An 18,616-nucleotide genomic window follows, 5' to 3' on the forward strand; every position below is an offset into this window, starting at 1 on the left:
CCGGGCGGACGTCAAAGTCGCGAACGAGTCGCCGACCAGTGCCCAGGCGGGCTGTCCGTCGATGTCGGCCCGCGTCAGACCGTGGACATGGCGAGAGGGCGTGGTCACAACAGACTCCCTTCGAGGAAGGGGCCCGGAGAAAGGAGCCTCAGCAGGTCCTTCGGGGACTCGGCGACCACAGGGGAGGAGGAGCCCGGGCAGCCGTAGCCCCAGCCGGCGTGGACGTACGGGACTCCGGCGCGGCGGGCGGCTTCCTGGTCGACCGCCATGTCGCCCACGTACACGGCATCGGCGGGATCGACACTCAGGTCGGTCAGCGCGAGGAGAACCGGGTCCGGCGCGGGCTTGCCGCGCCCACCACCGTTCGGCGTGCGCACCGTGGAGAACGGGCAGCCGAGGTTGGTCAGAAGCGGGGCCGCCCGCTCCAAGGGCTTGGACGTGACGATGCCGAGGAGCCAGCCGGCGGCGACGAAGGCGTGCAGGACCTCCACGATGCCGTCGAACTCGCGCGCACGCTGGGCCGCCGTGATCGACGCCTCGTTGTACGTACGGTGAAGCCGCTCGGACTCGGCGAACCCGAGCCGCTCCATGATGTCGCCGAACGGCCGGCCGATGTGGCGCTCGTACTCCTCGAACGGTACGTCGAGGCCGTGCTCCTTCCGGACTTGCTGCCATGCGCTCTCCATGACCGGGCGCGTGTCGAGGAGTACGCCGTCGAGGTCGAGCAGCAGCGCCTTCAGGGGTAAGGGCGAGGGCGGGAGCGGGGTGGACATGAGGTATCTCCAGTGGAGTGGATCAGGGGTCGATGGAGCTCTCGGGGCGCTTCACGAAGGCGATCACCCGCTTGCCGCTGCCGTCCTTCTTGGGACAGGCGGTCCAGGCGTCGGCCAGTGCGGATACGAGGAGCAGGCCACGTCCGCCGGTCGAGTAGGGGGAAGCGATCCGCGGGACGGGGGGCTCGGGGGAGTTGTCCTCCACCTCGATCCCCACGATGTCGGCCTGGAGGGCGAGCGTCAGTGTGATCTCGTCCTGCTGTCGGCGGTACTTGGCCTGCCCAACGCGCTCGTGGTGCATGAAGGGCCGACCGTGGCGTTCGGCGTTCGTCGCGAGCTCGCTGACAATGAGCACGACGTGGTCCAGCAGGTCCTCGACGCCCCAGGCAATCAGCGCTTCGCGGGTGAAGGACCGTGCCCTGCCCGGTGCCGTGTCGTCGGCGGCGAGCGTCAGGCTCATCTGGTGCTGTGGAGTGCCGAGGATGCTTCCCAGACCGTCGATTCGGCCGCTGTCCGGCAGGAGCAGGTCCCGGTCGAGGCTCATGATGTGGCGCTCCCCGAGGCCGGCATCGAGGCGGGACCGCTGTTCGGGGAGGGGCGGGCCCCTCGTACGAGCAGGATCTCCGCTCCGGCCGCGCGGAGCCGCTGCCTGCGATCAGCAGCTATGGCCCTGGGGCCGAGGTGGGACGGGGCGGGGAAGACGACGCCGTACGGGCGAGTGGCCGCGACGGCGTCGAGCATGCCCACGAACGCGCCCGACGTCGCCGCACACCGCTCCATGTACACACCGCCCAGCGTTAGTTCGTGGCGGCGGCAGTAGTCGGTGATGGTCTTGGCGAGAGCCTGGTGCCGGCTTGCGGACACCCCGACGAGCCGCAGGAATCCGAAGACGATCGGGCCCGTGACGTTCCGCTGTTCCGTAAGGAGCTCCATGGCCGTGACCACCCATCGGATCGGGGGAGGGGAGACACTCCGAGCCTGGCCGCCGCCCCGCGATCGGGGAATCCACGTCTGTCCCACTTCTGTCCCACAACCGCCCCCGGCACGGTCGCCACGTGCTTCGATGGCATCGGAAAGGAGTGGCACGTGGCGACCGTTCACGAATGGACCGGCCTGGAGGCGCTTGCCCTGCGCAAGGCACTCCGGCTGAGCGTGCGCCGCTACTCTGAGCACCTGGGCATTGCGGTCAACACCATCAGCAACTGGGAGAAGTACCGGGACAAGCGGCGGCCCAACACCGAAAGCCAGGCCATCCTCGACACGGCGCTGGCCCGGTCCGATGCCGCAACCCATCTGCGATTCGAGACGGAGCTCGCGAAGCTCTCCGAGGGAGAGGGGGGACGCCTCGCCGGCGAAACGGCGCGCGTCACCATCCCTCGACCTCGGGCCTGGGAGTACGAGTCCTGGACGGACGACCTCGAACGTGCGGTCGTCGCGCTGTCCCACCAGAACTTCGCGTTCGCCGACGACCTGCTTCGACGATGGTCGTCCAGCTATCAGCCCTCGGAGCTGGACGAGCGAGGCACCTACCTCCTCGCCCGCTCCGTCGCCCTGCAAGGCGATCTCAAGAGGGACCAAGGGGCAGTCGTAGGCCCGCTCTCCGCCCAGCGGTGTTACGCCAACGCACGTACGCTCTACACCGAGTTGCAGATTCCGCGCCGTGTGGCGCAGCTCGACCTGTCCCTCGCGGTCGTTACCGAGATGTCCGGCGCCCTGGAGACAGCGGCCCGCCAGTACGAGGACCTTGCGATCGATGAGCGGTTATCCCCAAGGGATCGTGCTCGTGCGCGCCTCTGGGTAGGCACCGCGCTCAGCAAGGACGGCAACCATGATTACGCGGTACGGGTGATGGAGGAAGCCATCCGCGAGTTCGAGGGCCTTGCCGAGCAGGACGACTGGTCCGTCGCACAGCAGAAGCTCGCCCTGGCCCACCGCGGTACCGGAAATCTCGACGCAGCCCTTCGCCTCATCGACTTGGCTCGCAGCACAGGCATCACCGACGCGCCCATGCAGCGGGTACGGCTGGACACCGCGTACGGGCACATCCTCCTCTCCGACCGCGCGACCCTGGATGATGGGTTACGCGTCCTCGACGACGCTGCCAAGCGGGCGGCCCAGTACGGCCTGACCCACCAGCTCCGCAGCATCACGGACATCCGGAGGACGGCCGATGGGCCAGCCAGCCCTTTACCACGTTGACCAGGGAGACGAGCGAGTGACCGACAACCAGCCGGCCATCAACGACGAGCAGATCCGCAATGCCAAGCTGGTCTGGGACTACCATCAGATGGGTCACGAGCTGCGTCCCGTCGATGTCGCGATCGGCCTGGGCAGTCACGACCTCGGCGTCGCTGCCTTCTCCGCCGAGCTGTACCGCGCCGGGTTGTTCCCCACCCTGGTATTCACCGGCGGCAACAGCCCCACCACCGCGAAGGTCTTCCCCCGCGGCGAAGCCGTCCACTTCCGCGAGCACGCCCTCACGCTGGGCGTCCCGGACAGCGCGATCCTGGTCGAGCCCAACGCAGGCAACACAGGGCAGAACATCGAGCTGTCCCACGAGCTCCTCGTCTCCGCCGGCATCAACCCGAAGGCGGTGCTCCTCGTCTCCAAGCCGTACATGGAGCGGCGCTCCTTCGCCACCGCCCGCAAGCTGTGGCCCGAGGTCGAAGTGCTGTGCGCCTCCGAACCGATGGAGTTCGACGACTACCGGAAGAGCATCGGCGACGAGAAGCTCGTCATCGACATGCTCGTCGGCGACCTCCAGCGCATCATCGAGTATCCGAAGCAGGGCTTCGCGATCGAGCAGGACGTCCCGGAGAACGTGTATGCCGCGTACGAAGACCTTATCCGCGCCGGCTTCACCAGCAGGCTCATCGGCGCCTGACACGGCCTCCGGGGGATTGGTGGCGATCCACCAGCCCAATCTCTTCCCCCGGCTGAGCACCCTCGCGAAGCTCTTCGCGGCGGACTACTGGATCGTCCTCGACGACGTCCAGTTCGCCCGCCGCGACTTCCAGCACCGCGCCCGCCTCGGGAGCATGTCCAGCCCGTCCCGGTTCCAGTGGCTCTCGATTCCCACCCACCTGCCCCACGGCCGAGCCACGCTCATCAGAGACGCTGTTGTGGTCGACCCACGGCTGGCTCGTCGCCGTGTCACGCAGATGTTGACGCAGTACTACGCGAAGAGCCCTGACTGGCCGATGCTCCGCGACGGACTGGACTCAGTCCTTCACCGGCTTGAGACCGAGAGCATGGCCGAGGTCGCTGAGGAGTCCACGAAGGTCTTGCTCAGTTTGCTGGGGTGGCGGGGCCGCATTGTGCGTAGCAGTCGCCTGCCGGCCCGGTCGGAGCGCTCGCAACGGCTCGCAGACCTCGCCGCCGTGACCGGTGCACACGGCTACCTGTGCGGAACCGGCGGCATGCGCTACTTGATCAACACGCCTTTCGAAGATCACGGATTGAGTGTCTTACCCTTCGTGACCCCGAACGCCGGCGTTTGGAGGGATGCGCGCCGGGTGAGTTCCGTACAGCCCCTCATGACCGCAGGGATTTCTGCGGTGCTCGGCGAACTGCGAGCCATCGCGTCCCAGCACCGTCCGGGGACGGGCGGGGCGTAGGACGACGGAATGTGCTGTTGCCGTAGAGGGTCGGGATGGCTTCTATCGAAGGTCGGGGCTTCTTCCACACCTCTGGCCGTGACCTTGGGAAGGCGGTGTCAGGGGTCGGCTTCTTAGGTGCCGGTGCTGTCGGGTGCCTTTGGGGGGCGTGCGGCGCTGATGGGGAAGAAGCCGCAGCGGCCCTCCGCTGAGCCGGTGAAGCGGTAGGCGGTGACGTGGGGGAGGACGTCGTCCGGGGGGTCGCCGTTTTCGACGATGACGGCCTGGCCTGGGAACGTGGCCATGTCGCGGTAGAAGTGGTCGACGACGTGTCCGGTGATGTCGACGTCCTCACCAACGGGCTCTCGGTAGGTGACGACCGGGGAGTCGAGTACGACAAAGCCGGGGTGCGGGAGGTCGTGGTCGTGGCAGTAGCGGGCCAGGGCGGTGGTGAAGGCCGAGTGCAGCACGGAGCGCACACCCTTGCCTCGCCCCGCGCGCGCTCGGCTTCCGGCACGGATGTCGGCGGTGTACTGGTCGTACTCGGCGAAGTCGACAGCGGGCACCTTCCAGGCACCGAGGGTGTCCCTAAGAAAGCTGTCGAAGGCGTTCACCACCCGTGCGGGGATGTGCTCGGCCGGGCGGCTGGTCGCGACCGCGCCCTCGCCATCGAGGGCAGAGCGTCGGTTCTCGAGTTCGCTGATGCGGGAGTGCAATTCCAGCTCTCGCTCCACGGCGGATCGGGCGGCAAGGAGATCGTCCATGTGTGCTCGCAGGGGTGCGAGCTGGCCTTCGGCTGTGTCGATCTGTGCGTCGAGGTCAGCAGCCCGCGCCCTGCCGGATTCGTGGCGCATGTGCAGGGTGGCCAGTTCTGCGTCCAGCTCCGTGATGGTGGGCAGAAGGTCGGTGAGCAGACCGGTGGTCTTGCCCATCTCCGCCTGGACGGCATCGTGGAGCTGTGTTGTCTCCTCGGCGCTGTGGCCAGGGTGTTGGTGCTCTGGTGCGGCACCGCAGAAGACGCAGGTTCCCACGCGGAAGAATCCCAGGAGACTCCCGACTTCACTCACCGTTTCCAAGCGCTCCAGGTCGGAGCGGTACTGCTGCTCGAGAAGCCTGAATCGGGTGAGGAGGTCGGTGACCTCGGCCAGACGATTGTCCAGTGCGGCCAGTTCCTGGGATGTTTGCATGCGGCTGGTAACCGCGTTCATGTGCCGGTCGGCGATGAACCTCAGGGACTGGGACTGCGCGTCGATGGTGGTCTGAATGCGTGCCAGCCGCTCGCGCAGCTGCGTCTCGTTCTCCTGAGTGGTGAGCTTGCCCGTAAGGTCGAGAACGATCTGGTCCAGAAGGGTGATCTGCCCCTTGTGAACCCGACGCTGGCCCTGGTTCGGACCCGTGTCCACGACGGGGTCGTCTTCGCCGGTGAGAAGGAACTTCATCACCGAGGTGGCTGCGGTCTTGGTCGAATTGGCATGAGAGGTCAGGACCGGGGAGAGCGGGTCGACCATGCGGGTTTCCGTGACAACCGACAGGTGTGCGAGGTCGGCGAGCATCAGGTCGCGAGTCCCGCCCGCCTCGTTCTTGCGGATGCGCACACTACTCAGCCCGAGCTCGCCCAGCAGGAACATGGAGAGGCTGCGGGTGCTGCGTGCGGTGTGGGTGGCTGTCAGGTGACGGTCCGCGGCGCGGGTCACCAGGTCCCTGAGGTCGGCGAAGTGCGCCTGTACGGAGTTGCTGTCGGGCCGGCGCACGAGAGTGAGGGGGCTGCCGTCCGGCAGGCGCAGTCCGAGGAGGATCTGGCTGTAGCCCTCGGCTTCGGGGATGAGGGTCAGGTTGCTGTTGCCGAGCATGTAGGCGATGGAATCGACGATGAACGACTTGCCGGTGTCAGAGGCCCCGTAGATGACTGTCATGTCGTCGTCGAAGACGACTTGCGCAGGAGGCCTGGCTGATCCGGCATAGGTGAGGTGGAGCAGTCTCAGGTCAGTCACGGTGGACCTCGTGCGGCAGAAGTGGGTCGGCGGGGCGGTTGATGAGGTCGCGTGTGACGGCGTCCACCTCGACGTGGGGCGCGTATTCGTGCACGACCCACTCGGCGCGGTCGCGCAGGCGGTCGACATAGGGTGTTTCGAGGATGTCGATGAACGCCGGTCCCCGTTCCGTGGCCCGGTACATCAGGCCCTGCTGGTGTGCTTCGATGCCGGCCAGCCCGGCGCGGATCAGTACGAGCAGTCCCTGTTCGAGGAGTCGGCGCTTCATGCCCAGCTCTCCGGTCCGCGCGGGCAGGTCGGGATGCAGGCTCGGCGGGCCGTCGAATTCCGCGCTGTGCAGAAGGGCGTAGTCGAGCACGACGAGTTGGGTGAGGTCCATGGGTTCGGGATGACTCTCGGCCAGCAGAGCCAAGGCACGCACACCGACTTCCAGCGGGCTGTTGAGCGGGTTCATGCCTTACCTCCCTGGCGCCAGGTGAGCCGATCGTCGTTCGCCAGGTGGTGGCATACCCCTTTACGGTCGAGAGGTCTCACCTGCTTGGCGAGGATCGTCTCGGTGAGCACCACCTGGCCGGCCGTGACGAGGACGGCCTGGAGTCGGTCAAGGGCACTGGGGTGCCGGCCGCGGGCTACTTCGACGACGATGGCGTGGATGTCGTCGAGAACGGCTTCGAAGTGGCCCTCGGGAGTGGCGTCGCGGGCGAACACGCGCAAGGATTCCGCGCTGTAGAAGGCTTCACGCTGACGGTTGAGGTGATCGCGGGCATCCTCGATTTCGGCGACGCGTTCCAGCGTGTCGGCTTCTTCGCCCCATTCTTCTCGGTAGGCGTCGAGGAGTTTCTGGATGTACCGCGCCTCGAGGGGTGTGTACTCGGCCGGCGGGTTCATGACCTGCGGGCGCGGGGGGAGCGGCTGGGCGAACCGGTCGGCCCAGTGCCGGGTCGTCTTGTGAAGGTCGAGCATCTCGTCCATGTCGACCGGTTCGAACATGGAGAAGTCGGTGCTCTGCGCCAGACTGGCGACGCTCTCGCGTTCGGCGGCGCTGAGCGCGGTGATGACGGGATCCCTGGTGGAGGCGAGTTCGGCGAGGAACTTCGCCCGCGTATCAGAGGGCCTCGCAAACTGCTTCACCAGGCTACGGCCGATGATCGGCGCGGCGAAGATGTACCGGCTCGGCAGTGTGTAGCGCTTCTGTACGACTGAGGCGAAAAGCTTCCTGATCTCAGGTGCGGCCTTCGACCAGGTGAGAGCGTCGCCGTAGTGCTTGCACTGGTAGTTGTGCCACTCGCCCTCCATGGCCTGCGGCGTGAGATAGGCGGCGACGTCCACTCCGTGATCCCCGCTACCGCCGTGCCGTTCCACGCGCACGTAGCGGGCGTTGAGGGCCGGCACCCATTCCTCGACGAACTCTTCGAACTCGTTGGGGTCGTAGGCGAAGACCTGCTTCTTGGGGCTCGGCAGGGACGGGAAGTGCAGACCGGCTCCGGACAGCCTGAGCTTGACAGCCTTGTCACGGTTCGCCGCAGCGTCGCCATCGTCCAGCACGCTTCCCCCCCGGTCGGCCATGTCCCACTGTGATCAACACGGGACAGCGAGGCAAGGAATACCACCGGGTGTCTGTTCAACAAAGAGCTACTACATGTTCTCGGGTCAGAATGAGCCATCCTCTTGCACAGACGCTTGTTGGCTATGGCGGAGAGCGCGCAGCGCATGCCCAGCGTAGGCCGAGGGCTTCGCCCTTGCGCATGCCGGTGCAGATGAGGACCTCGAACAGATTGGCCATCTCGGGGGTCGGCCTGGTGGTACTGGGGGAGGAAGCGGGCTGCCTCCTCATGTGGTCCAGATCCGTCGCTCCGGCGACTGCGGCCGGCGTGCGACCGGGGAGTGGCCGCACGACGGCGTCGACGGTGAGGCCGAGCATCTCGCGGCGACGCATCCCGGTGCGGGCGAGGTTCTCGATGGCCAGCCGGGTGGATGGATCAGGATCGCATCGAGTGCGACCATGTCGAGGGGTGGCCGCCGTCGGCGTCGCTTCCATCCGCGTGAGGGCCCGTCGCAGGCGAAACCGCTACCGCGCCCGTACGGTGAGAACAGGCTCGCTGCCGGGGGTGACGATGTCCGATACCGGTATCCTGGAGCTCCAGCGGTTGCTGCGCCGCGCGGTGTCCCAGAGTGATATGGCGTCGATGCGCGGGGTACTTGAGCGGCTGTTGTCGCAGGGTCCCGAGGGGCTTTCGCCCGAAGCGGAGTACGCGATCCGGTCCCCGGAGATGCCGCAGTCCGGAGAACGGATTCGGGGGCGTGAGGCCATGCGGCGGATGCAGGAGACGTACCCGGTCCCGCCGCACATCACCGTACGCCGGGTGACCGGCGAGGGCAGGGTGTGGGTGCTGGAGGGCGTCAACGACTACGCGGGCGACATCTGGCACGTGGTTGTCGTTCTCGAACTGGACGAAGACGGCTTGATCGTTCGGGACACGCGGTATTACGGGCACGTGTTTCCCCCGGAGCCGTCCCGCGCGGCGCTGGTCGAGCCGCTCGACTGACCGCCTCCTGATCTTGAAGCTGCTGCTACCAGAACCCCAGACAGGAACCCGGTTGCGGACCGCACCTGCGGGGGCACCGGCGCCCCCGTCCGCAACCCGTACCACCGCCACCGCGAACAGACCGATCGCTATCGGCAGTTCAACCGTCGACCACGCCCGACTCCGGGCGGCTGGCGAACGTGCCTTCGGCCTGCTGGGATGAATACGCCCTCACTGGCAAGGTCAAGGATCCCTGTCCACTTGCCCCTGGACAGCTACTCGACCCACAAGACGCCGGGATGACGACGCACCGTCGTCATCCCTCCAGTGGTTCTCGAAGTGCGGCAGAAGGGCCACAATCTCGATGACGGCACTCAGACCCGCCTTGGCCGGTGCCCCATCGGACGCCCAGCTATCCGTCGCGAACTGTGCACACGGCGGATCCACCCGGTCATCTCTCGCAGGGCGCCCGAAGATCGAAGAGCAGGGCGAGCTCTGTTCAACCAGTTCAACGCCTCTTAGTCCGAATGGGAGCGCCGCACGAGCACTCAAAGTTCAATTAACGCGGCGTCACCAAATTTTGATCTTGGGGGTGCAGATTGCGAACTGTCGTACTTGGGTGAGCTTCGTAACACGCCAGTTCCGCATGGATCATGCTTTCCTCCTTGTAAGATTAGGTGTAGACGGTGTGAGTCGGTCGACTGCTGCGCACCCCAAGCACAAGCTCCTGGCTGCTAGCGCCTCGCGGGCTGGTAGTGAACACCTCAGTGGCATTTCAATGGAGCGGCGATGCGTTGGCGTAGGGACCCTTCACGGCGCGCCCTCGTGAAAGAATGCGAGAGTCTGCTCGTCGATCTTCCTATCCCCGCTCCCTTCAGTGTCGAGGCGCTGGTGCGGAATATGGAAGGCGCGCTGGGTCGCCAGATTCGGCTAGTGCCACTGGATGACGCCGACGGGGGCCTGGGCACGGCATGTGGCCTCCGGGTCAAAGCGCCGGAGTTCACGATCATCCTCTATCGCCGCCGTTCAAGTCGCAATCAGACTGAGCACATCATTCTCCATGAGCTCGCGCATGAATGGCTGAACCACGGAACCTCCCTGACGGATGCAGAGATCGAGCGCTACGTCCCTGAGCGCATTCGTCAGGAAGTCCTTCGACGTTTCCCGTCGGCCCTGGTCCAGGGGCGCGTGGATTTTGGCAGCCCCGAGGAAAAGCAGGCCGAGCTTTCGGCTTCATTGATCAAGCGGCTGGCGCGCCGTCAGTCGTTCACGGGAGATGACATGGTCAGCCTCTTGGAGCATTCACTTGCTCACCCAGTCGCTGCTCCACCGCGGCGCCGACTCTAGCCGCGATCGACTGGCGACCACTGAGGCACAGCTCCCGGCCTTACGACTTCCGCCGCATCGCGCAGTCCACTTATTGGCAATCAAGGTTGCGGCCGACTGGCCTTCCGGGCCGGCGAAACGTGCAGCCGGCACAGATACCCACTGGTTACGTGTTCGACTACATCAAATACCTTACTGCGGCTGTGATGACCCTCATCGCCGTATGGCGATTCCCTGCAGTTCGGTACGCCGACGCCCACCGCCGGGCACTCTGGGGCGGTTATACGGGATTCGCCGTAGCCCTCTGGCTTTACACGCCAGCAGTAATGGATGCGGTGGATCGCATTCCAGTCGTGGACCTGAGTGCCCTGCTCAGGCACTTTGCCAGTACCGCGGCGATCATCGCGGCCCTGACCTACGTCGCCACCAGCTACGGGAAGAGCTCGGAGACAGTCGTACCTCGGCACGTAGCGGTCTCCCGCCGGATCGCCCGCGCCTCCTACGGGACGGGACTGATGGGCGTCATTCTGCTCACGGTCCTATTTTTCACCGTGGTGGACCGCGACAAGCCGAGTCAAAACTTCTTGATCGACCACGCTGGGCAATGGGGGGTCGCGGTCTACATGACCGTGTTCTACTTCTTCCCGCTCATCACGACCGCAGTTTGCGGCTACCAGTGGACGAGGGCAGCGCGACGGGTCGAGAACACGAGCATGCGCATTGGGCTGGGTTTGATGGGGATTTCCATGTGGATGGGGCTGACCCACACAGTCGCGCGCATCACCATCCTTTGGGCTGCGGTTGCGTTCCCTCTAAGTCCCTCCAGGGTCCGGCTTCTTGTAGACGCCACGGCGATCTGGATGAACCTGCTCTTCCTGATCGTTGCCGTAGGTGCGAGCATTCCCACCACCCGCGCGGCAGCGGCCAGATGGAGAACTTGGCGCACCCTTCACAGGACTTACCCACTCTGGTTCGACCTGGTGGATGCGTTTCCCGGAACGAGCCTGTATCCACCGGGGCGGCGCCTCGCGGAACTCCGGCACATACGCATCCCCATCGATGTTCGCCTGGACCGATGGACTCAGGACATCGCTGACGCTTGCGAGAAGCTGCGCTATTACGCTCCGCGAGACTTGATGTTCGCCGCCGAGGACATGACCGCGTCGCATCCCGACCCTGAGCCGGCCGCGGAAGCGCTCTGGATTAAGGCCGCACTCCAGGCCGCTGACACCACGCAAGCCAACCTGTACGCCACTGCCCCTCTGAGGGAGAAACCGTTCGTTGACACCGATAGCGAAGCGGCGTGGCTTGCGAGAGTCAGCACTGCCTACTCACACATCAGCACGGATCAAGCTCGGGAGCTTCTCCTGCGCTCCATGGAGGTGGAATCCCAACCGGGTCGCTAACCCATTATCAGCTTTCTCAGTCGGATTTCTCGGTTCAGACCCTATTGCTCAGAGAGCGAAACCAGCCTGAATGGCGATCTTGCTTAGGTCGGTGCGTGAGATTTGGCACCGTCCGCCGCATGAACTGGGCTGGTACCGTGGTCATGCGGACTGATAGGTCTTGCTCCGCCTCGTAAGTGCACCCCGGCCTGCGACGCACTTCTACTCCCGTCGCCACATGTAGCCGGGCAGTGACGCTATCCGGTCTGGATGGGCGTCCGAAATCTCAGCAATCTGGAGTTCTCGCATGTCCAACCGCCGCACGGGCCTCATCCTCGATTTCGGAGGCGTTCTCACCACTCCGCTGCTGCCTGCAGTGCTCGCGTTCGAGCAGCGCGAGGGCCTCCCGCAGGGTGCCTGCCTCACGGCCCTGTACAAGGACGAGGAGGGTGTCCGGATCACGAGCGACCTCGAGCGCGGAACGGTCTCCCAGACCGAGTGGAACGAGTTCGCCGGCAAGATGCTGGGCGTGCCGGCTGACAACTTGATGGGCCGCATCTTCGGCGACCTTCGCCCCGAGCCGCTGATGATCAATGCCGCAGCCGCAGCGAGGCAGGCCGGGATCAAGGTGGGCATCCTGTCCAACAGTGTGGGGCTCGCCCCTTGGGACCTGTACGACGGCTACGAGCTCGAGCGGCTGTACGACGCTGTGGTGATCTCCGAGCAGCACCTGCTGCGCAAGCCTGACCCCGAGCTCTTCGAGATCACGCTCAAGCTCATGGATCTGCCGGCCGAGGAGTGCGTCTTCGTCGACGACACCGAAGCGTACGTCCGGGCAGCAGAACAGCTCGGCATCGCGGGGGTGCACAACCAGGACCCCCACCAGACGGTGGCCACTCTCTCCGAGCTGCTCGGCGTGGACCTCACGGCGTCTTAGCCCGGGCGTCAGCCGTGCCGGGGCGTCCACTGCCTGTCGCGGCCGCAGCGGACGCGCAGGGTGCCTCGCCCCCGCGTTCGAGCGCTGGGAACAAGAACAGTGAAGGGACTACGGGCGATACCCGGTAATGGGTATCGCCCGTAGTCCCTTCACTGTTGTCAGCCACTGACGCGGCTGCCGGGAATGGCTCGTACCGACCTGGTCCACGCAGGGTCGACGATCCGCGTCAGACGCTGAGCCGGCAGAGCGGCAGAGCCTTAGGAACCAGTCCCCGGGGAGCGCTCGCTGACGGCGTCACTCCCCGTCCTGCACCTCTGGCAGCTTGTGCTTCAGCTCTCCGACGAGCTCGTTGATCTTGGCCATCATCTCGGCAGACAGGCCCCCGCCGTTGCCGCGGGCAGCCAAGCCGAGGATCTGCCCTCGGTGAATCGAGCCGAGGAAGCGGAGTGCCTCCAGGAATTCGCGGGCCGCAGGGTCGACCTCGGCATCATCTTGAAACAGGGCCGCGTCAACCTGAAGCGCCGCAGCTAGGCCGGCACGCACCACATCAGAAGCCTCCGTCGTGATGCCCGCGCGAAGGGCGGCGATGCCGTCGGCGGTGACGGCCGCCACGCCCGCATGCTCGTTGACGATCCGCGCAATTTCCTCATCGGAGGGTGCTTCCTGGCCAACGTACCCGTGCTCCAGGAGATAGTTGATCTTCTCTCCCACCGTGCTGGGTGCGGACGCATGCTCGTCACGCGAGGCCCTGGGGCGAAGCCCGAACGAGCGGTCCTGGGCGGCCAGCAACTCCTCTTCGGTCACCCCGTACGCCTGGGCGAGCGGCTGTACGTAAGCATCACTGAGCCGGCGCCGGCCGGATTCGGCGTTGCTCACCGGCACGCGGCTCGCGCCGATGATCGCAGCGGCCTGCGCGACGCTGAGGCCGGCGTCGCAGCGCAGGAGCTGCAGGTCCGGCGGGCCGTCGTGAGGGAAAAGGACATCAAGCGACTGACCGAGCGCCGCTGCAATTGCGGGGAGCTTCTCACCCTTGGGGAAGTCCTGTCCGCTCTCCCATCGCGCGACCGTGGGGGCGCTGACGCCCACCATCTCGCCCAATTCCTTCTGATGGAGGTCCTTGCCCCGCCGGACAGCGCGCACTCGACTGCCGTCGAACTGACGTGGCACATGAACTCCTGCGGGGTGGTGACCGGGCCGGTGGTGGCGGCCTCTGGGGCAACTGTAGCCCAGGGTTGATACATTTCTGCAACTGGCGTACGTTTCCGTATCGCACCTGCTGGCCGGGCTCCGGCTCTCTATGGTGCCAGCCCTCGGGGACCTCTATGCACGTTGCGTTGTCGTGACCACTCGCGCAACGCGCCGTCGGGTTCGGTCCAGTCGTTGCCGGCCGGTCGGGGACCCCCGACGCCGGCTGTCGCGATCCCTGTGCGACCTGTAGGGAGTCACGGGTGGACTTGCCGCAGGTGTCTACCTATGTTCGTCGTCCCTCCCAGGGCGGCGACCTGGGGAGAGACGCAACGAGCAGATGAGGAGGTGGGACGAATGCGGACGCATGGTCCGTGACGTGGCTCGGAAACGAAGAAACCGGCGCCCGGGAGCTACCAACTCCCAAGCGCCGGGTTGGCGCCCCGAGAGGTGCCCATACACATCACGCGGGCGGCGGGGCTTTTGCACGAGAACCGCCGCACCGCGCTCCTACGAAAAACGGAGTATCGCATGCTCGCCATGCCGATCGGAACCCCGGCCTGCCCGGACGCTGGCCGCCAGCGCCGCCTTGCTGCCCAGCTCGCGGGCATGGTCGCGGGCGCGGCCACCATGCGGGTCAGCGTCAACGACCCGAAGCAGAGGTGGCCCCACCTGCACGCCGTCGTCAAGGACGAGGCCGGGAAGACCATGGATCTGGGCCGTACCGCCGCGAGGGTCGCGGGCCGCTGGATCCTGAGGCCCTGGCCGGAGGCGGACTGGACGCGACCGCACACCTTCCACCTCGCCGACGCCACCCTCACCCGTAGCGGCCTGACCGCCGCCGTTCGGGGCCGCTGACATGGCGCGGATACGAACCATCAAGCCGGAGGCATTCGTCTCCGAGTCGCTCGCCGAAGTGCGCGTCGAGGCAGAGCGGACCTTCTTCGGGCTGCTCACCCAGGCTGACGACCACGGTCGCCACCGCGACAACGCCGCGATCATCGCCGGGCTCCTCTGGCCCCTCCGCGCCGAGCACACCTCGGTCCACGTCGAAGACGACCTTCACCAGCTCGCGACCGCCGGTCTGATCTGCCGGTACACCGGCTGCGACGGCCGCCGCTACCTCCACATCGTGACCTGGTCCGACCATCAGAAGATCGACAAGCCGAGCCAGTCGCGCCTGCCGTCTTGCCCGCAGCACCAGGCCGCCGACCGGTGCGCCCCCTGCAAGGGCACCTGCACCAAGCGGACCGAGGGTTCGTCCACTGCTCCCCGAGGACTCGCCGAGACCTCGCCGAGCGCTCCCCGAGACCTCGACCTGCCCGCCAAGACCACCTCGACGCCTCCCGGACACAGGGGTGGGGTCTCCGCCGACCGGCAGGAAGCCGCCGACAACGGGGGCGGTGCCCTTAGCCAGCCCGGAACGAAGAGTGCAGGTCAGGAGGCATTCTCCGAGCACTCCCCGAACCTTCCCCGAAGCCTCGGAGAGGTCTCGGCGCCTGGATCTAGGATCTTGGATCCTGGATCTCTTGTCCCTACGGGGCGCACGGCGCCCGCCGCCGGCGTCTCGGCCAACCAACTCGTCGGCGAGTACGTCGCCGCTTGCGACGAGCGCCCACCCAGCGACGTGATCGGACACCTCGGCCGGATCACCAAGAAGCTCCTGGGCGAGGGCATCGCGCCGGAGCACATCAGGGCCGGGCTGGCGAATTTCGCGGCCAACCCCAAGCACCCGAGCGTGCTGACCAGCATGGTCAACGAGGCCATGAACGCGTGCCCCGCAGGTTTGGCGCGGCCGGGAATCCGGCCTAACGTGCCCGCCCATCAGGCGTGGACCAACCCGTCCAACGCCGCTGCCGCCTACGCCGAGGAGCTGTGATGCGCACCCGTCACCGCGAACCGCAGACTCTCGGCGAGGGCACTCTGGACCGGATGGCCCGGATCCTGGCCGCCCGCAACATCGACCCCGGCGCCGCACCGGCCCAGGAGTCCGAGACCGTCTCCCCGCTGGAGGCCCTGTCGGCCGGGATGCCCCCGCGCTACCGGGCCGCCGTTGCCGACCACCCCCAGGTCCTGGCCTGGGTCCGGACCGTCGCCGGGGCCGCCGTCGCTCCCAACCAGGGAGCCAGGCGACAGGTCACTACCGGCCCCAGCCTGCTGATGGCCGGCGTCGTCGGCGCGGGCAAGACACATCAGGCGTACGGCGCGGTCCGGCGATTGGTACAGAGCGGAGTCGGCGTGCGCTGGCGCGCGACCACCGCCGCAGACCTGTACGCCGACCTGCGGCCCCGTCCCGGAGCCGACAGCGAGCGGGAGCTGGCCACCGTCAGCCGCTGCCCGCTGCTGATCATCGACGACCTCGGCGCGGCCAAGGCCAGCGAGTGGGTCGAGGTAGTGACGTACCGGCTGATCAACCGCCGGTACAACTACGAGCTCCCAACCCTGATCACCACCAACCTGGCGATCAGGGACCTCCGGGCCCACCTCGGCGACCGGGTCGCCTCCCGGCTCGCACAGATGACCACCCGGGTCGAGTTCGAGCAGGTCGACCGCAGACGACACCGTCTCGCGGCCTGACCCGCCCCAGGCCACCGCGCCGGGCCACGCCTGCTGCGCGCCGCCCCGAGCCTTCCCCGACCCAGCGCACCTCTCCGCCGACGCCCCTGCCCGCGGAGAGCGATCGGAGCACCCGCATGACCAGCACGACGCACAGCCCTGTCCGCCACCGGTCGCTCGGCGACCACACCTGGCGAGACCAGGCCGTCTGCCAGAGCACCGAGTACAACCCGGTGGATCCCGAGATCTTCTTCCCGGACCCCGACGAGACCGACAAGATCACCGCAGCGAAGGCGATGTGCGGCCAGTGCCCGGTCCGCCGCACCTGCCTGGACGCCGCCCTGGAAGCCGGTGACACCGACGGCATCCGAGGCGGACTGACCGAAGAGGAGCGCGGACCACTGCACGAGAAGATCGCCCACCGCCTCGACTACAGCCGCGTCAACGACACCATCGCCGGTCGCGACATCCACCTCACCAAGGCCGAGCGCCGCGCGGTCATCCGCGCCGCCTACCGCCACGGGGTGACCGAGCAGCGCCTGGCCTGGCTCCTCAAGATCAGCGAGGAGCACGCCCAGAAGCGGTACCGCGAACTCCGCCGCGCCCTACGCAACCGAGACCTGAACCAGCCCGCGACAGCCACCGCCTCGTCTGAGTCCGGCGGCGAGCGCTTGGGCCGCGACGACTTCGGGACGGCGGCGTGACCGCCATGACCGCGCCGAAGACGGCGCACATATCCGGCTGGGACCGCGCGGTCGTCATCGCCCTCGGCGGCGCGGGATGCGCGCTGTCGTACGACGCGCTGCAGCAGATGGCCGTCGCCATCCACATCCGAGGCTTCCTCACCTACCTCTTCCCCCTGGTGATCGACGGGTTCATCGCCTACGGCGTCCGGGCGCTCCTGGTCCTCCGCGACGCGCCGCTGCGCGCCCGGCTCTACGTCTGGACCCTCTTCGGCACTGCCACCGCCGCCAGCATCTGGGCCAACGCGCTCCACGCGGTGCGGCTCAACGAGGACGCGGCCGCCGGGACCGGCCTCCGGCTCGGGGACACGGTGGTCGCGGTGCTGTCCACCATCGCCCCGCTCGCCCTGGCCGGAGCGGTCCACCTCTACATCCTCATCGCCCGGGGGCCGGTCAAGGGCAGTGACCGCGAGGACCTCGGTCACCCCGGTTACCCGGGTCAGGGTGACCGGCGCGACGCCGTGGAGGTCACCCGGACTGACCGGATCGGTCAGAGCCGGTCGGCGGTCGGTCAGGTCAAGGCCGGTCAGCCGGTCACCGCCCTCACCGGCCGGCCGCCACTGTCCCTGGGAAAGCAGGCTCCTGCCTCCCGGTCACTGACCGGGGACAGGGCCCCGGTGGGCAGCAGCAACCCGGTCACCGATGACGGAGGCCAGTCGCACGGGGCCGCTGACCTGCCCGGACAGTCGGACTCGGCTCGGCCGGTCACTGACCGCCCCGCCGACACCGCCCCGGTCACCGGCAACCAAGACAGCCCGGCGGCGGGCGCCACCCCACCGGTCACGCCGCCGCCGGTCACTGACCGAGAGGCCCGGACACCCGGTGACCGACGGCCCGACCCGGACACCGAGGAACTGCTGAAGATCGCCCGGTCAGCGGTCAGGGCCGAGGACAAGCTGACCCGCAAGGTGGTCGCCCAGGCGATCCGCGGTCAGCAGATCCCGCTCTCCAGCGACACCCTGACCGCCCTGATGGCCCAGCTCCGCGCCCAGCACGGACAGCCGGTCACCTCCAGCCGGAACTGACCGGACGCCAGGGAGCGGGTGACCGAGCCGGTCACCTCAGCCGGTCACCCGCCCCGGACACCCGCGCCATACCCCTCCAGAGCAGAAGCGGAGAACACCCGATGCGCACCCACCCGGCCACTCCCGCCGAAGTCGACTCCTGGCTGACGGTCCTTCACCAGCGCGGCCACCTCCACCGCGCCCAGTCCGGCCCCGACACCACCTGGATCGTGCAACGAGAGCAGCACGATCGCCCCTGGACCCTCCACCACCCGGTCCTCGCCATGGACTGGATCGAGGAACTCGTCCGCGAAATCCAGCAGCAGGACCCGGAGACGAGCCGGTGAACACCGACGACCCGGCGGTGACCGCCGCCGGACAGCAGCGTGACCCCACGACGGCTCCTGGCGGAGCAAGCTATCGCGTACGACGGTCCTACGGCCCGTCGTACGCACTTGCCCCCGCCCCAGAGGGCGGGGGAAGCCCGGCTGGGTTTCGGGCGAGGGGGGTCGGAAAACAACCAGAGAAACGGCCCCAAGGGGGGCCGGTCGTCGGGGGGGGAAAAAAAAACCCCACCCACCACGAACCGCCGAAC

At 67.2% G+C, this 18,616-nt stretch carries 20 protein-coding genes; 13 read left to right on the forward strand and 7 right to left on the reverse strand.

Annotated elements, in window-relative coordinates; all coding sequences use genetic code 11:
* Nucleotides 1-104: 104 nt before the first annotated feature.
* The 3 genes from ACFWJO_RS26035 to ACFWJO_RS26045 are packed head-to-tail and all read right to left on the reverse strand — an operon-like array spanning nt 105 to nt 1,706.
* Complete coding sequence (locus tag ACFWJO_RS26035) at nt 105-773, reverse strand: HAD family hydrolase (RefSeq protein WP_386868829.1); 669 nt, start codon at nt 771-773, stop codon at nt 105-107.
* Nucleotides 774-795: 22 nt separating this feature from the next.
* On the reverse strand, nt 796-1,317 hold the full coding sequence (locus ACFWJO_RS26040) for an ATP-binding protein (RefSeq protein ID WP_386868831.1): 522 nt from the start codon (nt 1,315-1,317) through the stop codon (nt 796-798).
* Complete coding sequence (locus ACFWJO_RS26045) at nt 1,314-1,706, reverse strand: hypothetical protein (RefSeq protein ID WP_386868833.1); 393 nt, start codon at nt 1,704-1,706, stop codon at nt 1,314-1,316. Before ACFWJO_RS26045 ends, ACFWJO_RS26040 begins: the two co-directional genes overlap by 4 nt.
* Before the next feature lie 153 nt (nt 1,707-1,859).
* On the opposite strand from ACFWJO_RS26045, the gene ACFWJO_RS26050 reads away from it, so the two are divergent.
* The 3 genes from ACFWJO_RS26050 to ACFWJO_RS26060 are packed head-to-tail and all read left to right on the forward strand — an operon-like array spanning nt 1,860 to nt 4,390.
* Nucleotides 1,860-2,972 carry a helix-turn-helix domain-containing protein gene (locus tag ACFWJO_RS26050; protein ID WP_386868834.1) on the forward strand — a complete coding sequence of 371 codons (1,113 nt, stop codon included), beginning with the start codon at nt 1,860-1,862 and terminating at the stop codon, nt 2,970-2,972.
* A 16-nt stretch (nt 2,973-2,988) separates the two neighbouring features.
* Nucleotides 2,989-3,657: a YdcF family protein gene (locus ACFWJO_RS26055; protein ID WP_386868836.1), complete on the forward strand. Its 669-nt coding sequence runs from the start codon at nt 2,989-2,991 to the stop codon at nt 3,655-3,657.
* Nucleotides 3,658-3,676: 19 nt separating this feature from the next.
* Complete coding sequence (locus ACFWJO_RS26060) at nt 3,677-4,390, forward strand: WbqC family protein (protein ID WP_386868838.1); 714 nt, start codon at nt 3,677-3,679, stop codon at nt 4,388-4,390.
* 113 nt (nt 4,391-4,503) lie between these two features.
* Here the strand turns inward: ACFWJO_RS26060 and ACFWJO_RS26065 are convergent, their stop codons facing one another.
* The 3 genes from ACFWJO_RS26065 to ACFWJO_RS26075 are packed head-to-tail and all read right to left on the reverse strand — an operon-like array spanning nt 4,504 to nt 7,905.
* Nucleotides 4,504-6,360 carry a hypothetical protein gene (locus ACFWJO_RS26065; protein WP_386868840.1) on the reverse strand — a complete coding sequence of 619 codons (1,857 nt, stop codon included), beginning with the start codon at nt 6,358-6,360 and terminating at the stop codon, nt 4,504-4,506.
* Nucleotides 6,353-6,814 carry an ABC-three component system middle component 2 gene (locus ACFWJO_RS26070; protein WP_386868842.1) on the reverse strand — a complete coding sequence of 154 codons (462 nt, stop codon included), beginning with the start codon at nt 6,812-6,814 and terminating at the stop codon, nt 6,353-6,355. The genes ACFWJO_RS26065 and ACFWJO_RS26070 overlap by 8 nt, the downstream gene beginning before the upstream one ends.
* Entirely contained in the window at nt 6,811-7,905 is a 1,095-nt protein-coding gene (locus ACFWJO_RS26075) for an ABC-three component system protein (RefSeq protein WP_386868844.1), read from the reverse strand. The genes ACFWJO_RS26070 and ACFWJO_RS26075 overlap by 4 nt, the downstream gene beginning before the upstream one ends.
* Before the next feature lie 467 nt (nt 7,906-8,372).
* Between ACFWJO_RS26075 and ACFWJO_RS26080 the strand changes: the two genes are divergently transcribed.
* The 4 genes from ACFWJO_RS26080 (at nt 8,373) to ACFWJO_RS26095 (ending at nt 12,533) form a co-directional block, all read left to right on the forward strand.
* Nucleotides 8,373-8,906 carry a hypothetical protein gene (locus tag ACFWJO_RS26080; RefSeq protein WP_386868846.1) on the forward strand — a complete coding sequence of 178 codons (534 nt, stop codon included), beginning with the start codon at nt 8,373-8,375 and terminating at the stop codon, nt 8,904-8,906.
* 804 nt (nt 8,907-9,710) lie between these two features.
* A complete protein-coding gene (locus ACFWJO_RS26085) occupies nt 9,711-10,232 on the forward strand; it encodes a hypothetical protein (RefSeq protein ID WP_386868847.1) in 522 nt (173 codons plus the stop codon).
* A gap of 149 nt (nt 10,233-10,381) precedes the next feature.
* Nucleotides 10,382-11,617: an MAB_1171c family putative transporter gene (locus ACFWJO_RS26090; protein ID WP_386868849.1), complete on the forward strand. Its 1,236-nt coding sequence runs from the start codon at nt 10,382-10,384 to the stop codon at nt 11,615-11,617.
* Between the two features lie 286 nt (nt 11,618-11,903).
* The gene (locus ACFWJO_RS26095; RefSeq protein WP_386868851.1) at nt 11,904-12,533 is read left to right on the forward strand and encodes an HAD-IA family hydrolase; all 630 of its coding nucleotides are present in this window, start codon (nt 11,904-11,906) and stop codon (nt 12,531-12,533) included.
* A gap of 294 nt (nt 12,534-12,827) precedes the next feature.
* On the opposite strand, the gene ACFWJO_RS26100 is transcribed toward ACFWJO_RS26095, so the two are convergent.
* Complete coding sequence (locus ACFWJO_RS26100; RefSeq protein ID WP_386868853.1) at nt 12,828-13,700, reverse strand: helix-turn-helix domain-containing protein; 873 nt, start codon at nt 13,698-13,700, stop codon at nt 12,828-12,830.
* 549 nt (nt 13,701-14,249) lie between these two features.
* Between ACFWJO_RS26100 and ACFWJO_RS26105 the strand changes: the two genes are divergently transcribed.
* The 6 genes from ACFWJO_RS26105 to ACFWJO_RS26130 all read left to right on the forward strand — a co-directional run bounded on the left by ACFWJO_RS26105 (nt 14,250) and on the right by ACFWJO_RS26130 (nt 18,368).
* Entirely contained in the window at nt 14,250-14,576 is a 327-nt protein-coding gene (locus ACFWJO_RS26105) for a transcriptional regulator (RefSeq protein ID WP_386868854.1), read from the forward strand.
* A 1-nt stretch (nt 14,577) separates the two neighbouring features.
* Entirely contained in the window at nt 14,578-15,597 is a 1,020-nt protein-coding gene (locus ACFWJO_RS26110; protein ID WP_386868856.1) for a hypothetical protein, read from the forward strand.
* Entirely contained in the window at nt 15,597-16,295 is a 699-nt protein-coding gene (locus ACFWJO_RS26115; protein ID WP_386868857.1) for an ATP-binding protein, read from the forward strand. The genes ACFWJO_RS26110 and ACFWJO_RS26115 overlap by 1 nt, the downstream gene beginning before the upstream one ends.
* A 116-nt stretch (nt 16,296-16,411) precedes the next feature.
* Nucleotides 16,412-16,978 carry a WhiB family transcriptional regulator gene (locus tag ACFWJO_RS26120; RefSeq protein WP_386868859.1) on the forward strand — a complete coding sequence of 189 codons (567 nt, stop codon included), beginning with the start codon at nt 16,412-16,414 and terminating at the stop codon, nt 16,976-16,978.
* Nucleotides 16,979-16,983: 5 nt separating this feature from the next.
* Complete coding sequence (locus ACFWJO_RS26125) at nt 16,984-18,042, forward strand: DUF2637 domain-containing protein (protein ID WP_386868868.1); 1,059 nt, start codon at nt 16,984-16,986, stop codon at nt 18,040-18,042.
* 101 nt (nt 18,043-18,143) lie between these two features.
* Nucleotides 18,144-18,368: a hypothetical protein gene (locus ACFWJO_RS26130; RefSeq protein ID WP_030195633.1), complete on the forward strand. Its 225-nt coding sequence runs from the start codon at nt 18,144-18,146 to the stop codon at nt 18,366-18,368.
* Nucleotides 18,369-18,616 lie beyond the last annotated feature (248 nt).

Origin of the sequence: Streptomyces sp. NPDC127092, assembly GCF_042722475.1 — a bacterium.
GTDB lineage: Bacteria > Actinomycetota > Actinomycetes > Streptomycetales > Streptomycetaceae > Streptomyces.